Annotated in this window: 13 protein-coding genes; 2 read left to right on the plus strand and 11 right to left on the minus strand. The window is 63.6% G+C overall.

Annotated features, from left to right (window positions below):
* Positions 1-4 precede the first annotated feature (4 nt).
* Genes W911_RS05015 through cyoA form a run of 5 tightly spaced genes read right to left on the minus strand, consistent with a single transcriptional unit; the run spans position 5 to position 5,008 of the window.
* Positions 5-790, minus strand: coding sequence for an SURF1 family protein (locus tag W911_RS05015; protein WP_023786430.1), 786 nt, complete (start codon positions 788-790; stop codon positions 5-7).
* Complete coding sequence (gene cyoD / locus W911_RS05020) at positions 787-1,188, minus strand: cytochrome o ubiquinol oxidase subunit IV (protein ID WP_023786431.1); 402 nt, start codon at positions 1,186-1,188, stop codon at positions 787-789. The genes W911_RS05015 and cyoD overlap by 4 nt, the downstream gene beginning before the upstream one ends.
* Positions 1,185-1,817: a cytochrome o ubiquinol oxidase subunit III gene (gene cyoC / locus W911_RS05025; RefSeq protein WP_023786432.1), complete on the minus strand. Its 633-nt coding sequence runs from the start codon at positions 1,815-1,817 to the stop codon at positions 1,185-1,187. Before cyoC ends, cyoD begins: the two co-directional genes overlap by 4 nt.
* Positions 1,814-3,826 carry a cytochrome o ubiquinol oxidase subunit I gene (gene cyoB / locus W911_RS05030; RefSeq protein WP_023786433.1) on the minus strand — a complete coding sequence of 671 codons (2,013 nt, stop codon included), beginning with the start codon at positions 3,824-3,826 and terminating at the stop codon, positions 1,814-1,816. Before cyoB ends, cyoC begins: the two co-directional genes overlap by 4 nt.
* 9 nt (positions 3,827-3,835) lie before the next feature.
* The gene (gene cyoA, locus W911_RS05035) at positions 3,836-5,008 is read right to left on the minus strand and encodes a ubiquinol oxidase subunit II (RefSeq protein WP_023786434.1); all 1,173 of its coding nucleotides are present in this window, start codon (positions 5,006-5,008) and stop codon (positions 3,836-3,838) included.
* Between the two features lie 193 nt (positions 5,009-5,201).
* On the opposite strand from cyoA, the gene W911_RS05040 reads away from it, so the two are divergent.
* Positions 5,202-6,509, plus strand: coding sequence for an MFS transporter (locus tag W911_RS05040; protein WP_041317501.1), 1,308 nt, complete (start codon positions 5,202-5,204; stop codon positions 6,507-6,509).
* 24 nt (positions 6,510-6,533) lie between these two features.
* Here the strand turns inward: W911_RS05040 and W911_RS05045 are convergent, their stop codons facing one another.
* Positions 6,534-8,132 (minus strand): OpgD/OpgG family glucan biosynthesis protein, encoded by a 1,599-nt coding sequence (locus tag W911_RS05045; protein ID WP_041316307.1) that lies wholly within the window; start codon positions 8,130-8,132, stop codon positions 6,534-6,536.
* A 200-nt stretch (positions 8,133-8,332) separates the two neighbouring features.
* On the opposite strand from W911_RS05045, the gene W911_RS05055 reads away from it, so the two are divergent.
* Positions 8,333-8,698 (plus strand): ArsC family reductase, encoded by a 366-nt coding sequence (locus W911_RS05055; protein ID WP_023786438.1) that lies wholly within the window; start codon positions 8,333-8,335, stop codon positions 8,696-8,698.
* Between the two features lie 281 nt (positions 8,699-8,979).
* Here W911_RS05055 and W911_RS05060 read toward each other — a convergent pair whose 3' ends face one another.
* From W911_RS05060 to W911_RS05080, 5 genes are all read right to left on the minus strand, one after another.
* Positions 8,980-10,272 carry an NTP/NDP exchange transporter gene (locus W911_RS05060; protein ID WP_201768823.1) on the minus strand — a complete coding sequence of 431 codons (1,293 nt, stop codon included), beginning with the start codon at positions 10,270-10,272 and terminating at the stop codon, positions 8,980-8,982.
* A gap of 40 nt (positions 10,273-10,312) precedes the next feature.
* Positions 10,313-11,251 (minus strand): aldo/keto reductase, encoded by a 939-nt coding sequence (locus W911_RS05065; RefSeq protein WP_023786440.1) that lies wholly within the window; start codon positions 11,249-11,251, stop codon positions 10,313-10,315.
* Positions 11,252-11,669: 418 nt separating this feature from the next.
* Positions 11,670-12,801 (minus strand): peptide chain release factor 2 gene (gene prfB / locus W911_RS05070; protein WP_144083522.1). Its coding sequence is split into 2 segments (ribosomal slippage): positions 11,670-12,731 and positions 12,733-12,801, totalling 1,131 coding nucleotides; the frame shifts between segments, so codons are not numbered across the junction.
* A gap of 142 nt (positions 12,802-12,943) precedes the next feature.
* Entirely contained in the window at positions 12,944-15,517 is a 2,574-nt protein-coding gene (locus W911_RS05075) for a penicillin-binding protein 1A (RefSeq protein WP_051388513.1), read from the minus strand.
* A 262-nt stretch (positions 15,518-15,779) separates the two neighbouring features.
* Entirely contained in the window at positions 15,780-17,201 is a 1,422-nt protein-coding gene (locus W911_RS05080) for an N-acetylmuramoyl-L-alanine amidase (protein ID WP_244438595.1), read from the minus strand.
* Positions 17,202-17,271: the final 70 nt, after the last annotated feature.

The raw sequence follows: 17,271 nt of genomic DNA on the forward strand, positions 1-17,271 counted from the left end.
TGCCCTATTGGGCGGAGGCGAGGGGATAGGTGTGTGCACCTGCCGAGACGCGGCGTTTGTGGCGGCGCCAGTCGTGGACGACGTATCCGCCGCCCGCGAGGGCCATCAGCGCCAAGGTGAACCAAGTCACCGCGTAGACGAGGTGGTTGTTCGAGAAGGCGACCTTGGTGAGCCCGCCGACGGGCCAGCCGCCCGGATTGGGCGTCGCGTCCGCATCGACGAAGTACGGCGCCGCCTCGGTGAGCCCGCGGGCGGATGCGATGGCGGCTACGTCGCGGGAATGCCAGCGGTCGGCCGTCGGATCGTTGGCGCGCAGGAAGGCGCCGTCCGGTTCGGTCCTGCGGATGAGGCCGGTTACGGTCGTCTCGCCTGCGATCTGACCTTCTCGACGCGTCTCAGGATCGCGACGGTCCGGCGAGACGAACCCGCGGTTGACGAGCACCGTGAAGCCCTGGGCGGTTTGCAGCGGTGTCAGCACCCAGTGGCCCGCGCCGAGATCGGTGACGGCCTGCACGCGCGTCTCCTTGTCATGCAGGAAGCGGCCGGTGAGGCGGACCTTGAGGTATTCACTCGCGGCAGGCGTCATGCCGCTCCACGCCTCAGGTCCCGGTGCGGTCACGGCATCCGCGCCGAGCCGTTGCTCCACTCGCTCGATCAGATCCAGCTTCCAGAACAAGCGCTGGACTTGCCACACGCCGAGAGCCGCCAGGAGCGCGGCACTCAAGGCCGCGGCCAGCGCGATCAGAACGACCGCGGTCGTCGAGCGCGTCTGGCCGGGGGCACGCGTCATGGCAGTTGCTGCATCTTCTGCATGTCGTGGAACGGCATGGTGTTCGTGTTGAGGTGGTGCATGACCCACAGCGAACCGGCCAGTGCGATCACGATGATGATGAGCGTGAAGATCAGGGCCATGAAGCTCCAACCCTCCTCTGCGCTGGACGTCATGTGCAGGAAGTAGACGATATGCACGACGATCTGCACCATGGCGAAGGCCATGATGACGAAGGCCGTGAGCTGCTTGCTCTCAAGCACGTCGCCCATCACCAGCCAGAACGGGATGGCGGTGAGGATCACCGACAGCACGAACCCGATCAGGTAATCGCGCATGGAGATGTGCAGATGGCTGGTCACGCTATGGTCGCCGTGGCCGGTGTCGGCTGTATGAGCCGGGGACTTTTGCGCGCTCATCTCAGAACTCCCAGGAGATAGACGAACGTGAACACGCCGATCCAGATCACGTCGAGGAAATGCCAGAACATGCTGAGGCACATCAGGCGGCGCTTGTTCGCTTCGATCAGGCCGAAGCGGTTCACCTGAACCATCAGCGTGACGAGCCACAGGATGCCGAACGCGACGTGCAGACCGTGCGTTCCGACGAGCGTGAAGAACGACGAGAGGAACGCGCTGCGCTGGGGCGTCGCGCCCAGATGGATGAGGTGGGCGAACTCGTAAAGCTCGATGGCGAGAAACGCGAGGCCGAAAAGACCTGTCACGCCAAGCCAGATCAGCGTGCCGCGCACGTTGGCTTTCAGCATGGCCAGCATCGCGAACCCGAAGGTGAGCGAGGAAAAGAGCAGCATGGCCGTGTTGACCGCCACGAGCTCAAGGTCGAACAGATCCTTCGGCGCAGGCCCTGCGGCATAGCTGGCGCCGAGAACGCCGTAGATCGCGAAGAGCACCGCGAAGATGAGGCAGTCGCTCATCAGGTAGATCCAGAAGCCGAGCATGGTGCTCGACCCCTCGGGATGGGCGTGCTCGTCCTTGAGATAGAAGACGGGGGCGTCGCCGGTGGCGGCGGTTGCGTTGGCGGTCGTCATGCGCTTGCTCCGTTCGCCGCGAGAAGCTTCGTCCGCTCCGATTCGGTCTCGACGACCTCGTCCTTCGGAATGTGGAAGCCGTGGTCGTAGCTGAAGGTGTGCGCGATGGCGACGACGATGATGGCCGCGAAGCACACCGCGGCGAGCCACCACATGTACCAGATGAGACCGAACGACAGCGCCACGCTGAGGCCCGCGAGGACGACACCCGTGCCGGTGTTGCTCGGCATATGGATCGGCCTAAAGCCTTCGAGCGGGCGGGTGTAGCCGCGCTTCTTCATGTCCCACCAGGCGTCGTTGTCGTGCACGACGGGCGTGAACGCGAAGTTATAGGCCGGCGGTGGGGAGGACGTGGCCCATTCCAGCGTGCGCCCGTTCCATGGATCGCCGGTCGTGTCGCGGAGTTCGTCGCGCCGCATGATGCTGACGGCGATCTGGATGATGAAGGCCACGATGCCGACGAGGATCAGGACCGCGCCGAATGCGGCGATGACGAACCAGATCTGCAGCGACGGATCGTCGAACACGCGTAGACGCCGCGTCACGCCCATCAGGCCCAGCACGTAAAGCGGCATGAAGGCGAAGAAGAAGCCGAGCACCCAGCCCCAGAACGAAACCTTGCCCCAGAACGGATCGAGCTTGAAGCCGAACGCCTTCGGGAACCAGTAGATCATGCCGGCGAAGAGGCCGTACACGACGCCGCCGATGATGACGTTGTGGAAGTGCGCCACGAGGAACAGCGAGTTGTGGAGCACGAAGTCGGCCGGCGGGACGGCGAGGAGGACGCCCGTCATGCCGCCGATGACGAAGGTGAGCATGAAGGCGATGGTCCACATCATCGGCAGCTCGAAGCGGATGCGGCCGCGGTACATCGTGAACAGCCAGTTGAAGACCTTGGCGCCCGTGGGGATCGAGATGATCATCGTCGTGATGCCGAAGAACGAGTTCACGCTCGCGCCCGACCCCATCGTGAAGAAGTGATGCAGCCACACGAGATAAGAGAGGATCGTGATCACGACGGTCGCGTAGACCATCGAGGTGTAGCCGAACAGCCGCTTGCCCGAGAACGTGGCTGCGATCTCCGAGAAGATGCCGAACACGGGCAATATCAGGATGTAGACCTCCGGGTGACCCCAGATCCAGATGAGGTTCACGTACATCATCGGATTGCCGCCGAGATCGCTCGTGAAGAAGTTGGTTCCCACGTAGCGGTCGAGCGAGAGCAACACGAGCGTTGCGGTCAGAATCGGGAAGGTCGCGACGATCAGCACGTTGGTGCAGAGCGACGTCCAGACGAACACCGGCATCTTCATCATGGTCATGCCGGGCGCACGCATCTTCACGATGGTGCAGATGAGGTTGATGCCTGAGAGCGTCGTGCCGACGCCTGCGACTTGCAACGACCATATGTAGTAGTCCACGCCGACGCCTGGACTGTATTCCGCACCCGATAACGGTGGATAGGCGAGCCAGCCCGTGCGTGCGAATTCGCCGACGAACAGCGACATCATCATCAGCACGGCGCCACCGGCCGTCATCCAGAAGCTCAAGTTGTTGAGGAACGGGAAGGAGACGTCGCGCGCGCCGATCTGTAGCGGCACGATGTAGTTCATGAGGCCTGTGACCAGCGGCATCGCCACGAAAAAGATCATGATCACGCCGTGAGCGGTGAAGATCTGATCGTAGTGGTGCGCGTTGAGGTAGCCCTCCGATCCGCCGAAGGCCATGGCCTGCTGGATGCGCATCATGATGGCGTCGGCGAAGCCGCGCAGCAGCATCACGATGCCCAGGATCATGTACATGATGCCGATGCGCTTGTGATCGACGGTGGTGAACCACTCCTTCCAGAGATAGCCCCACAGGCGATAGCGCGTGACGCCGGCCGCGACCGCGACGCCGACGAGTGCCACCACGCCGAACGTTGCAACGAGGATCGGCTCATGGATCGGGATCGCGTCCCAAGTGAGCCGCCCGAAGATCAGCTTCGTCAGGTCAATATTGTCGAACATGCGTTGATCTCAGGTTCCGGAAAGTGCGCGCGACAGCAGGCTTGCGTCGAGCTTGGGAGGTGCGAGCGAGACGAGCGGCGGACGCGGCAACCCGGCACCGAGCAGAGGTGTGCGGTCGCGCGGGCGCGCGACGGGTTGCGAGAGCTCAGCCGCCGCCACGGCTTCCTCGGTGGTGCAGATGCCCGTGACCGTCGTCGACTTGGGCCCGAAGAACGCGCTGCGAGCGGCGGGCCGCTTGCCGTCTGCCGGCTGTAGCAGGGCGATGCCCGCCAGTCCCAGACCGCCGCGGGCGTCGATGGCCATCATCTCGTCCATGCACATCTTGCCGGGCTCGGCACAGCGGTCGCGGATCAGGCGGAAAAGTTGCGGTTCGAATGATGCGTAAAAGCGCACCGGCTCGTTTTCGCTGGGTTTGGCGAGTTCGAGATAGGTGGTGCGGTCGAGGGCGCCGCCCTCCGCTTTGACCTTTTCGACCCAAGTGTCGAAGCCTTCGTCGTCCACGCCGTGAAAAGCAAAACGCATCCCCGAGAAGCCGTCGCCGCTGTAGTTTGCCGAGAATCCGTCGAACGTGCCTGGCTTGTTGATCACGCCGTGCAGTGTCGTTTCCATGCCGGGCATCGCATAGATCATGCCGGCCAGCGCCGGGACGTAGAAGGCGTTCATCACGGATGTGGCGGTCAGCCGGAAGCGGATCGGCCGGTCCACGGGGGCGGCCATTTCGTTCACGGTCGCGATGCCGTGCTCAGGATAGATGAACAGCCACTTCCAATCGAGAGCCGCCACCTCGACCTCAAGCGGTTTCACCTCGGCCGCCACCGGCCGGTCCGCTGCTACGCGGTCGAGCGGGCGGTATGGATCGAGCAGGTGCGTCCACATCCAGGTGATGGCGCCGAGGCAGATGATGATCAGCAGCGGCGCGGCCCAGATGACCAGCTCCAAGTAGGTGGAATGATTCCAATCTGGGTCGTAGTCCGCCGGATTGTTCGCTTCGCGATATTTCCACGCGAAGAAGACGGTCAACGCCATCACCGGCACGATGATGAGAAGCATGAGAATGGTGGAGATCACGACGAGGTCGCGCTGCTGAAGCGCGATATCGCCAGAGGGATTGAGCACAACCAGGTCGCAGCCTCCCAACAGGAGGGCGAACGGTATCAAGACGAACAATCTAATGAGGCTCATGACGTGCGGTCCGGATGTTCACGCGGCTTGGTGTGCAGCGCTACCCCTTGGCGCGCGAACATCACATTGGACAATTTGCCCACTCCCGCGATTGGCCGCGCACGCATACGACGGCGGTCATGCGCGTCCGTTGGATCCGAGACGCGAGCGAACCCTCATCTGGATGGCGATCATGGCTCAATCTTCGGCGTCGATGGCAGCACATGGCGGGGTCGGGCCCGAGGCGCGTCATAGCGAAGTCGCCCCCGGCGAGATCGCGGTCGGTGTGTTCATCGGTCGCACGTCCGAGTACTTCGACTTCTTCGTGTATGCGATCGCGTCGGTCATCGTGTTTCCGAAGCTGCTGTTTCCGCATGTCGATGCACTGACCGGGACGCTCTACTCGTTTGCCATATTTGCGCTGGCCTTCATCGCCCGCCCGTTCGGCACAGCGATCTTCATGGCGGTGGATCGGGCCTACGGCAAAGGCGTTAAGATGACGATCTCGCTGTTCATGCTCGGCACGGCGACCGTCGCCATCGCGTTCCTGCCCGGTTACGAGAGCATCGGTGCGATCGCGATCTGGCTTCTGGCCATTGCGCGGATCAGTCAGGGCATTGCACTCGGCGGCACATGGGACGGGCTCGCGTCTCTCCTGATCCTCAATGCGCCGGAGAAGAAGCAGGGCTGGTATGCGATGATCCCTCAGCTCGGCGCGCCTGCCGGTCTCATCGTCGCGAGCGCGCTGTTCGCCTTCTTCGTCGGCAATCTTTCGAGCCAGGATTTCTTCGACTGGGGTTGGCGCTATCCGTTCTTCGTCGCGTTCGCCATCAACGTCGTGGCGCTCTTTGCGCGCCTTAGAATCGTTTCAACGTCGGAATACTCGGAGCTGTTCGAGAACCGCGAGCTTCAGCCCGCTCGCGTGCGCGATACGCTGAGGGCGGAGGGTGGCCACGTGCTCGCGGGAGCGTTCGCGCCGCTCGCAAGCTTCGCTCTCTTCCATATGGTGACGGTGTTCCCACTGTCGTGGGTGTACCTCTTTACCAGCGAGGCGATTGCGCGCTTTCTGATCATCCAGACCATCGCCGGTTTCTTCGGCCTGGCCGCAATCTTTGCATCCGGCATGATCGCAGACCGGATCGGCCGTCGCTCGCTGTTGATGGGGACGGCGCTTGCCATTGCCGCATTCAGCGGGTTCGCGCCGCAGCTGCTCGACGCGGGACCCGTGGGCGAGTCGGCGTTTATGATCCTCGGTTTCATCCTCCTGGGGCTTTCGTTCGGACAGTCCTCGGGCGTTGTTGCGCACGGCTTCTCGAAAGCCTACCGCTACACCGGCTCTGCGATCACGACCGATCTCGCGTGGCTGTTCGGCGCGGGGTTCGCTCCCCTCGTGGCGCTTATGCTGTCTTCGAACTTCGGTTTGATGTCGGCTGGCGCCTATCTGCTGTCGGGTGCCGTCTGCACGGTGATCGCGCTTTGGCTCAGCGAGCGGATCGGAGCGACGAAGGCTGACGAGACGTAGGCCAGAGGGGAAATCTCTCCGGCGTCATGTCGGTGTCATGATGCGGCTCTGGAACTGATAGAGCCACGTTTCCGTCAGCGGCTGTCCGTCGAGTTCCAGATAAAGGCGCATGTCGGCGACGACGTCGGGCTCGATCTCGATGTCGAACACTGCGCGCCAGATGTTGCCGTCCGGTACGGGCTCGGCGAAGGTTCTCACGATCCTGCCAGCGGAACTCGTCACCACGACGTCCGGGAAGATGCCGTAGGGAATGCGCGTCATCACCTCCGGACGATCGAACTCGACGGCGAAACGATACGCATTGGCCGGTCTCGGTTTGCCGGGCTCGCCGCCGCGGCCGACGCGCGTGGCGACGGTTTGCGCGATGTTGTCGGCGGGATAGGGCTCGTCGTTCGTCCAGTGCAGGCGATAGGCCAGCGCATAACCGTTGCCCGCCTTCGCGGGCTCCGCGGGCACCCAGAACGCACCGACGTTGTCGTGGATCTCGTCGTCCGTCGGAATTTCCAGAAGTTGAACTGCGCCTTCGCCGAGCGGCTGCAACGGCTCGACCCACAGGCTCGGCCGCCGGTCGTATCGCACGCCGTCCTGGTAATTGCTGAAATTGCGATCGCGCTGAAGCAGGCCGAAGCCTTTCGGATTTGCGCCCGTGAATGCTGAGACTGTCGTTGCGGGCGGGTTGTTGAGCGGGCGCCAGATCCGCTCTTCGTTTTCGGTCCAGATCGCGAGGCCATCGGAATCGTGAACTTCCGGACGCCAGTCGTTCAACTGTTGTCCGCCGTACTCGCCATACCAGAACATGGAGGTGAGGGGGATGAGTCCCAAACGCTCCACGTCCGTGCGGAGGAAAATCCTGCTCTCGACGTCCATGACGACGCCCTTCGTGCGGTCCAGTCCGCGCACCATCGAGAAGCGGAATGCGCCTGTGACGCTTGGGCCATCAAGGAGAGCGTAGACGACGACGGGTGCGCCGGGTCGATCCGCGCTTTCGATATAGAATTCGGTGAAGGCGGGGAATTCCTCGTCCCGGCCGGGGACGGCCGCGTCGATCGCTATGCCGCGCGCGGAGAGGCCGTATTGTCCCAGGCCGCCGATTGCGCGGAAATAGGACGCGCCGAGGAATGCGACCCAATCCTGCGTGCGCCAGTCGTCGGAGCGGTTCCATTCCTGGAATCGGAAGCCCGCGAACCCGGAGTCGGGCGGTAACGCCTGCGCGGGGCTATCCGGCGGCATGTCGAAAAGCTCGGCGCGATACTCGAATTCGCGGGCCATGCCGTTCGTCACGAGATGCATCTGGACGGCATTGCCGAAGTAGCGCCCCAAGTGGAAGAACGTCACCGGATACGCGCCGTCGCCGTTTGCGAAGGGTGCCTCTTCCGCGCGAAACTTGATCTCGCCGTGGGCCTCGTAGTCGATCTGTTCGACAACGGCGGGCATCGGCCTTGGGGCGGCGATATATGCGCGATGAGATCGTTCGCGTGCACGGCGGATCAACGCGTCGAACGAGAACGGCTTGGCATCGTTCTCACGCGCGGCGAAGGCGTGGCGTGCGTTTGCCGGTATCGCCAGGAGTGTCGCCGCTGCCATGCCGGTGCGGAAGATTTCGCGCCTGTTCACTCCGCTCATCGTGCCTCCTGTCGTTTCGTCTTACTTCATGCGGGTCGCGTTCGATGCGGTGATGCCGATCGCCGTCGGCTTTTGCCCTTTCGAAGTGTTGCGTTCGAGAATATGTGGGGGGCTGATTGGTCTCATCAGCATTCGGAAAATGGCGAAGTCCGCGTTAGGTTCCGAAGCGCGCGAGACTGTTTTCCAAGGGTGGCATTATTATGAGCGCTGAAAAGGCCGTCGCGATCTACGGCATCAAGAACTGCGACACGATGAAGAAGGCGCGCGCCTGGCTTGCCGAGCATGGCATCGAGGCTGCGTTCCACGACTACAAGGCCGAGGGCATCGATCGGGCGCGCCTCGAACGCTGGAGCACGGCGGTGGGGTGGGAGACGCTCCTCAACCGTGCCGGTACGACGTTTCGCAAGTTGGACGATACGAAGAAAGAAGGGCTCGATCGGAAGAAGGCAATTGCGCTCATGCTGGCGCAACCTTCGATGATCAAGCGGCCGGTCGTCGAGTTCGCAAACGGCGATGTGCTGGTGGGCTTCAAGACCGATACTTATGCGGCGGCCTTCAAGCGTTAGCCGGCGCGTATGCCTCAGACGTTATGCTCATGAAAACGCAAAAGACGGGACAGGTGTGCGGGGCCTGTCCCGTCCATTGACGTGCTCATTTCGAGACTAAGTCTCTCAATGAGACCGTAAAAATGCGGATCGACTGCCAACGCGGGGACATGAGCATTCGCTCCACACGGGCAATAACGGAATTCCGCGGGGTTTATTCTGCCGCCGAGGCCTCTTCGGCAAAAAAATATTCAGGCTACGTTCCCTAATTCTGACATCATCGGCGGCCGTACGGCCTGCGTTCACGGAGCGACGCGCGATGCGTCGGCTCTCTTGTGCTCTCCGTGTGCTTCCTTTTCCCGCTGGCGGCGGCCGAGGAAGGTGCCGGTGCCTGCCCAGAAGAGCGCAATGCCCGAGCCGATCAGCATCGCGAGCCAGGGCTGCTCGGCGATGACGTCGAGGCCGCGCTTCACCCAGCCGCCGATCGCGTCGCCGCCGCGATAGACAACGGTGTCGATGAAGCTCTTGGCCTTGTATTTTTCCTCGGGGGGAACGACCGTGTAGAGCATTTCGCGCCCCGGGCGGACGAGCGCGTACTCGCCGACGCGGCGCACGACCATGACAACGACAAGCACCGCGAACACGGGCGCAAACGCCAGCCATAAAAATCCGGCCGCCATCACGAGCGGCACGGCGACGAGCAAGGCCGTGATCCCGAACCGCTCCGCGATGCGTCCCGTGATCAGGATCTGAATCAGGATCGTCAGCGTCTGCACGGTGGTGTCGATCATGCCGAACACCTGGGTCTGGCGTACGCGATCCGGGAACGTTTCGGCGACGAGCTTCGCCTGCTCGAAGTAGAGGAACGTATTGACGACCGCGAGCAGGACGACGAACAGCGCGATGCCGACCAGATAGCGCGAGCCGAGCACGGCGGTCGCGCCCGCAAGCGGATGGCCGCCGAGCGGCTTGGCGCGCGGCTCCGCCTCTTCGGCGGGCAGGGGGCGCTGGTCGCGCCAATGGTGTAGCCAGATCGCGGGTGCGGCACTTGCCGTCAGCAGAACGGCCGAGAGCGCCATCAGGCCGGCGTGGCCGATTGGAGATACGAGCAGCGTGCCGAGTATCGGGCCGGTCAAGCCGCCGAGGCTCGCGCCGGCGGCGATCATCGCGAACAGGCGCTTGGCTTGCGAGACGGCGAGGATGTCGGCGAGCACGCTCCATGCGAGCGAAATCACGAGCAGGTTGAACACCGAGAGCCAGACATAGAACGTGCGTGCGATCCAGACGTCGTCGGGGTTCTGCGTGAACGCGGCCGCGAACGCGAACAGGTTGAGCGCGAAGAACGCGTAGGTCCAAGGCAGGATGCGCCGTCGCGGCGCCTTGGAGGCGATCCAGCCGAACACGGGGAGTGCGACGAGCGTTGCGACGAAGGTTGCGGTGAAGAGCCATTGCAGGTTCTGCACGCCGCCCGCGATGCCCATCGTCTCGCGCACCGGGCGCAGCATGAAGTAGCCGGTGAAGAGGAGAAAGAACATGGCCGCGCCCGCAAGGACGGCCGGCACTTCTTCCGAGCGCACGTTAAAAAGCGATCTCACGCGTGCGCGCTGCGCATCCCAGTAGCCGGTTTCCATGTGGCTAGGCCAACGCGGCGATGAGATCGTTGCGCTGGTCTTCCGTCAATGCGGGGCCGAACCCGGCCTTCAGGTTGTCGGCTTGGCGGTGAGGCTTGCCCGTTGCGGGGATCACGACCGTCACCGCGGGATGGCTAAGCGCAAACCGCAGGAACGCCTGCGCCCACGATGTAATGCCGACTTCGGCGGCCCAGGGCGGAAGCTCCTTGTCCGCGACCTTCGCAAACAGCTTTCCATCCTCGAACGAGCGGTTGATCATGACCGCGACGCCGAGGTCCTGCGCGAGCGGCAGAACGCGCTTTTCCGCGCCGCGCGTGACGGCGGAATAGTTGATTTGAAGGAAGTCCGGCTTTTCGGCCTGGACGATGTCGGCGAGGCGGTCCTGCGCCTGCTCCAGATAATGTGTCACGCCGACGTAGCGGGTCTTGCCCTGATCCTTGAGTTCGCGACAGAGCGTGAGCTGCGTTTCGAGATCGCCCAGGTTGTGGACCTGAAGCAGCTCGACCTTGTCCGTTTTCAGACGCTTCAGCGTGTCGTTGAACTGTGCGAGCCCCTGGTCGCGGCCTGTAACGCCAGAGATCTTGGTTGCGAGCCATGCCTTCGGCGTCAGCCCGGCGTCGGCAAGGAGCGCACCCATCACATCTTCGGCGTTGCTGTAGGTCGGTGCGGTGTCGATGACCTTGCCGCCTCCCTCGAAGAAGATTTTCAGGACTTCGCGGAGGTCTTCATACTCCGGCGTGCCAGGGGTGACTTCGAAGCTGCCGGACGTGCCCATGCCGACGACGGGGATTTGCTCACCCGTGGAGGGGATGGCGCGGGTTGCCATCGCGTTTTTTGCCGCGCTCTCGGCGCGTGCGCCGCCGACGCCTCCCACCAGCGGGCTTAGCGCCAACGCTGCGGCCATTGACGAGGTCGAGGCGAGGAAGCTCCGGCGGGTCGGCATGTCTCGTTCTCCTTCGGGCGACGGGAGTGGTTAACCCATCGCAATATAGGGCCCGATCCCCGATGTGCCAGCCTGCACACCGGGTTGATTTTGTTCGCGGACGATTGGGCGAGGTAAAACGGACGGGCCCCCCAGCGGGGGAACTGGGGGGCCCTCTAAATCGAGCGTCGCCAAGCGTGGGTGGGGGGAGCCCGTGGCGACGCTCCGTCTTACCAGAGGCGGGGGGGAACGCTCTGGCAGATCTGGGAAGCCAACACGGGGAGAGCGCTTTGGTTCCCGGAAGAACCATGCAACTTGTGGAGGGCTGATCGCTGTTCCGCGCGGAACAGGCGCCTGTCACCTCACCGGGTGCGCGGAATTGTCCCGGCAGGCGAGGGCAGGGAAAAAAGAGGCGCAATTTGCGCCTCCCCTTCGTCGATCAGTCGAGGTCCGCGATTTCCGCGGGCCCGCCGCCCCGCATCCGGTGCGCCAGTGTCGCTTCGATGAAGAGATCGATGTCGCCGTCGAGAACCTCGTCCGGGTTCGAGCTCTGCTCGCCGGTGCGCAGATCCTTCACGAGCTGATACGGCTGAAGCACGTACGAGCGGATCTGGTGTCCCCAGCCGATGTCCGTCTTCGCCGCCTGGTCTGCGGACGCCTTTTCTTCCCGCTTCTTCAGTTCGAGGTCGTAGAGGCGGGCTTTGAGCCGCTTGTAGGCGATGTCCTTGTTCTGGTGCTGGGAGCGCTGCTCCTGGGCGAAGATGACGATGCCGCTCGGTCTGTGGACGAGGCGTACGGCGGACTCGGTCCGGTTCACGTGCTGGCCGCCGGCGCCGCTGGAACGTGCGAACGAAATGTCGACGTCGGCCGGGTTGATGTCGACGTCGATCGAGTCGTCGATGACGGGATAGACCGTGACGGACGCGAAGCTCGTGTGGCGGCGTGCGTTGGAATCGAAGGGCGAGATGCGCACCAGCCGGTGCACGCCCGCTTCCGTCTTGAGCCAGCCGTACGCGTTCTCGCCCTGGATTTCGAGGGTCGCCGACTTAAGGCCCGCTTCTTCGCCGGGGCTCTCGTCCACGATCCTGACCTTGAAGCCGCGCCTCTCCGCCCACCGCAGATACATGCGGGTCAGCATGGCGGCCCAGTCCTGGCTCTCCGTGCCGCCGGCACCGGCGTGGACTTCGATATACGTATCCATGCCGTCGGCTTCGCCAGACAGCATAGCTTCTATGCTTTTACGCTGAACTTCCGCGTCGAGCCGCCTCAGTGCGCCTTCGCCCTCGGTAACGGTCGCTTCGTCGGATTCCGACTCGCCGAGTTCGATCAGCGTGACGTTGTCCTCAAGCTCGCGTTCGATGCGGCGGAAGTCGGTGAGGGACTTTTCGAGTTGTTGGCGCTGGCGCATGACGCGCTGGGCTTCGCCAGGGTCGTTCCAGAGCGCAGGATCTTCCGCGCGCCGGTTGAAGTCGGCTAGACGTGCCTCTGCTTGTTCCGGGTCAAAGATACCTCCTTAAGAGGTCGAGTGCCTCTTCGATGGAGCTGACAGTTTTCTGCGCTTCGGCGCGCATGGGGGCCTCCCGGTGCCGCTAAACAAAATCGAAATGTGCGTGTTGGGCTGACATATAGTTGCGGTGTCGCGGGATGTAAACGCGGCGCAGCGAAGCGGCGCTGCGCCTCGCCCGCAGGGGTCACACTAAGGCGGGTCTTTTCTCACCACATGCCGCCGGGACCGCCGCCGTAGCCCGGCATTTGCGGGCTCGTCTGCCAGCCCTGCTGTTGCGCGCCGCTGCTCCGCGGAGGGGGAGCGCCGGCCGCGCTCTGGGCATAGGGGTCGGAGAACCCGATCACGGAGTAGGCGTCGTCCGGCTCCTCGTCGGGCTTGAAGGCTTCCATGATCGCGGACGGATCGTCGGGGGAGGCGCGCAGCCCCGTCTTCAGGTTGGTGCGCACGAGCTTGATGCCCGGAGGATTGCGGAACGGGATCGCAGGCTGGTCGGCGAGCGCTTCCTTCATGAAATCGCCGAAGATCGGAACCGCGAGGCGTCCGCCCGTGCTGGTTCTGCCCATCGGGCGCGGCGAGTCGAAGCCGATGAACACGCCGACCACGAGGTCCGGCGAGTATCCGACGAACCACGCGTCCTTGGCTTCGTTGGTGGTGCCGGTCTTGCCGGCGAGGGGGCGGTTCAGCGCCTTGAGCGACGTTGCCGTGCCGCGCTGGATGACGCCCTCCATGATCGAGGTCGTCTGGAATGCGGTGTACGCGTCGATGATCTGGGGCCGGTCGTCGGGGACGTCCGGCTCTGCCTGCCCATTCCAAGCCTCGGCAGAGCAGCCGACGCATTCGCGTGCGTCGTGGCGCCATACGGATTTGCCCCAGCGGTCCTGAATGCGGTCGATCAGAGTCGGCCGGATCGCCTTGCCGCCGTTGGCGAGCATTCCGTAGGCCGTCGCAAGGCGCAGCAGCGTCGTCTCGCCCGCGCCTAGCGACATCGAGAGCACGGGCATGAGATCGTCGTAGATGCCGAAGCGGCGCGAGTATTCGGTGATGATCGGCATGCCCAGATCCTGCGCGAGGCGCACGGTCATCTGGTTGCGCGATTTCTCGACGCCGACGCGCAGCGTGAGCGGCTCGGCGACGGTGTCGCGCTCGTAATTCTCGGGCCGCCAGATGTCGAGGCCGGGTCCTTGCTCGATCTCGATGGGCGCGTCGAGGACGATGGATGTCGGCTTGTAGCCGTTGTCGATGGCGGCCGCGTAGACGAACGGTTTGAAGGCCGAGCCCGGCTGGCGGCGTGCCTGCAGCGCACGGTCGAACTGGCTCATGGAGAACGAGAAGCCGCCAACGACGGCGAGCACGCGGCCTGTGTGCGGGTCGAGCGCGATGAGGCCGCCCCCGACTTCGGGGATCTGCATGAGCGACCAGGCGCCCGCGAGATCGTCCTCGTCTTTGGGGGCGACGTAGATGACGTCTCCGACGGAGAGCGTGTCGGAAATGGTTTTCGGTTCGGCGCCTTTGACTTTCGCCCATTTCATTTCCGCAAGCGTGAGCTCTACGGCGTGACGCTCGGGCGTCAGCGAGCCGTCCTGCTTGCGCTGCGGACGGAGGCCGACGACGGCTTTCGCCTTTTCCATGGAGAGCACGACGCCGAGACGCCAGGGTGCGATGTCGCTCGGCATGTCCACGGCGCCGAGCGGAACGCCCCAGTCGCCCTCGACCTCGATCTTCGTCACGGCGCCGCGCCAGCCGCGGCTGCGGTCGAAATCGACGAGCCCCTTCGTCAGCGCCTTGCGTCCGATCCGTTGCAGGCGCGGCTCCAGCGTCGTGCGGACGGAAAGACCGCCGGCGTAGAGCTTGGCCTCGCCATAGGCCGAGAGCAGCGACCGGCGCACCTCTTCGGCGAAGTATTCGGCCGCGAAGATGTGCGCGCCGCTGGGGCGGATGTTGACGGTCAGCGGCTTTGCGCGCGCTTCCGTTGCTTCTGCGTCGGTGATGTACTTGTTCTCGGCCATCTGGCCGATCACCCAGTTGCGCCGGTCGGTCGCGCGCTGGGTCTGGCGGAAGGGGTGATAGTTGTTGGGCGCTTTGGGAAGCGCTGCGAGGTAGGCGACTTCCTCGACCGAGAGATCCTTCAGCTCCTTGGAGAAGTAGGCGAGGCTTGCCGCCGCCACGCCGTAGGCGCCGATGCCCAGATAGATCTCGTTGAGATAGAGTTCGAGGATCTTGTCCTTCGAATAGGCGCGCTCGATGCGGATGGCGAGGATCGCCTCCTTGAGCTTGCGCTCCATGGTGCGGTCGGAGGACAGGAGGAAGTTCTTGGCGACCTGCTGGGTGATGGTGGACGCACCCTCCGCGCGCCGTCCGCCGCCCTGGATCTGCGTTTCGATCAACCGGAACACGGCGCGGCCGATGCTTTGCAGGTCGAGGCCGCCGTGCTCGTAGAAGCGCTTGTCCTCGGCCGAGAGAAAAGCGGCGATGACGTGCTTCGGGATGGCGTTGATCGGCACGAAGATGCGCCGCTCGCGCGCGTACTCGGCAATCAGCGAGCCGTCGTGCGCGTGGATGCGCGTCATCACGGGCGGCTCGTACTTGGCGAGGCTTTCGTAGTCGGGCAGGTCTTTCGAGACTTGCCACAGCACGTAGCCCGCTCCGGCCGAGCCGACGAGGAACAGCACGACGAACGCGCCGAAGCTCCAGCCAAGGAAGCTCAACAGCAGGCTTTTACGCCGCTGAGGCCGCGCGCGAGGTGCGCGCTGGGGTGGAGGTGGCAGTGTGGGGGCTCGCATTCCGCCTGGGTCCGCTCGACGGGCTCGTCGTTAACTGTTCGCGTCTCGAAACATCTGGCGCTTTTCGCCTGTGCGTTTCGTAATCGACGTCTCTCTCAAACGCTTATCGCACTGCTATTGCACTGCAGCAGCCCGTGGATCAAGCTGAACCATTACCATGGAATGTGGCATGACGTCGTCGGTAAACGCCTGCCATGCTAAACCTCGTTAATTCCCTCATCGAGGTGTGCAAAACTGCCCCATCCCAGCTCCGCATTGCCCCTCAGGGTGCTCCCGTCGTTGCCGTCCGTTTCGCGAAATACGCGTCGACGGCCGACGCGATCGAGCTTGCAACTTGTTTGTGCCAGTCGGGCGAGTTCAGAAGCTTCTCGTCCTCCGGATGGCTCAGATAGCCGAGTTCAATGAGCACCGACGGTGCGTGCGTCTGTTTCAGCACCTTGAATGCGGCAGCCCGCTGCGGCACCCGGGACAACGCGACCTTGCGCTTCATCTTGTTCACGAGTGTGTTCGAAAAATCCGCCGAGAAGTTGGCAGTCTCGCGTTTCATAAGGTCGATCAGAATGCCCGTCACCTGTTCGTCCTCCTCGATATCCGGTGCCTTCAGACCGGCGACGAGGTCGGACGCATTCTCTTTCTCGGCCATGCGGCGGGCGTGCTCGTCGGATGCGCGCTCGGACAGGGTGTAGATCGTTGCGCCGCGAATGGCGCGGGCGCCGCGGTCCTCGGCCAAGGAATCGGCGTGTAGAGAAATAAATAGATCAACGCCTTGTTCGAGCGAGAGGTTCACGCGCTGGTCGAGCGAGATGAAGACGTCGGATGCCCGCGTCATGCGCACATCGTAGCGGCCGGTCGTTCCGAGCTGCTTGCCCAATTGTTTGGCAACGGCGAGCACCACATCCTTCTCCAGCACGTTCGATGCGCTCACCGCACCGCCGTCGATGCCGCCGTGGCCGGGGTCAATCATGATGACCGCTTTATCGCGCTGGAGGGTTTTTTCCGGTGGCATGGCGGCTGCGTCGGAGGGTGGCGCCTTGCGCTCGGCCTCGGCGCCCTTTCCGGCGCCGGTTCCCGCTCCGAAGCTCTCGGGGGCGGTGGTCACCATGTCGAACGTGAAGACGATGCCGTCGCTTCGGGGTGCGGCCGTCATCGCGGCCCGCTCGATCCGTACGGGGCCCGCGGTATCGATGACGACGCGCGCTTTGCGCTCGGCGAAGAGGCCGTATCGGAACGCTGCCACAAGGCCGTGCCCGGTTTGTCCGGTGCCGTCGGGGAGGCGGAAGGATACGTCCGGGAGATCCACGATGACGCGGTAGGGATTGGCGAGGGTGAAAATTTCCGCCGTGACACCGGCCGTCAGGTCCAGCCTGAAGGTCGTGCGCGTTTTGTTGCCGGAAAGGTGGGCTGCGGTCGCTGTGGCCTCGGGTGCGGCGCGGGCTGCGCCATGCAACCAAGCGTGCATCAGCATCGCAAGGAGGAGGATTGCCCCCTTGAGGATCAACGATCCGATCCTTGTCCCCATCCCCTGCTGCACGCTATCCCGTGGCTTTCGTGCGCAATTTATCACGTAGGTTCTACAAGTTAGGTCATATTCGCCCGTTTGGCGCAAGAGTGTGACCGATTGTAAGGGCCGTTGGCTCGCTTTCTCCGTAAACGGGCTTGCCACGCTGCCGGTGAACCCGTACAAAATTGACCCGCATCGTGTTGGACAGCGTCTGCTTCGCGCGAAGGTTGTTTTTGCATTTGGTTGCTTGGGC

It is taken from the genome of Hyphomicrobium nitrativorans NL23 (assembly GCF_000503895.1).
Lineage (GTDB): Bacteria > Pseudomonadota > Alphaproteobacteria > Rhizobiales > Hyphomicrobiaceae > Hyphomicrobium_C > Hyphomicrobium_C nitrativorans.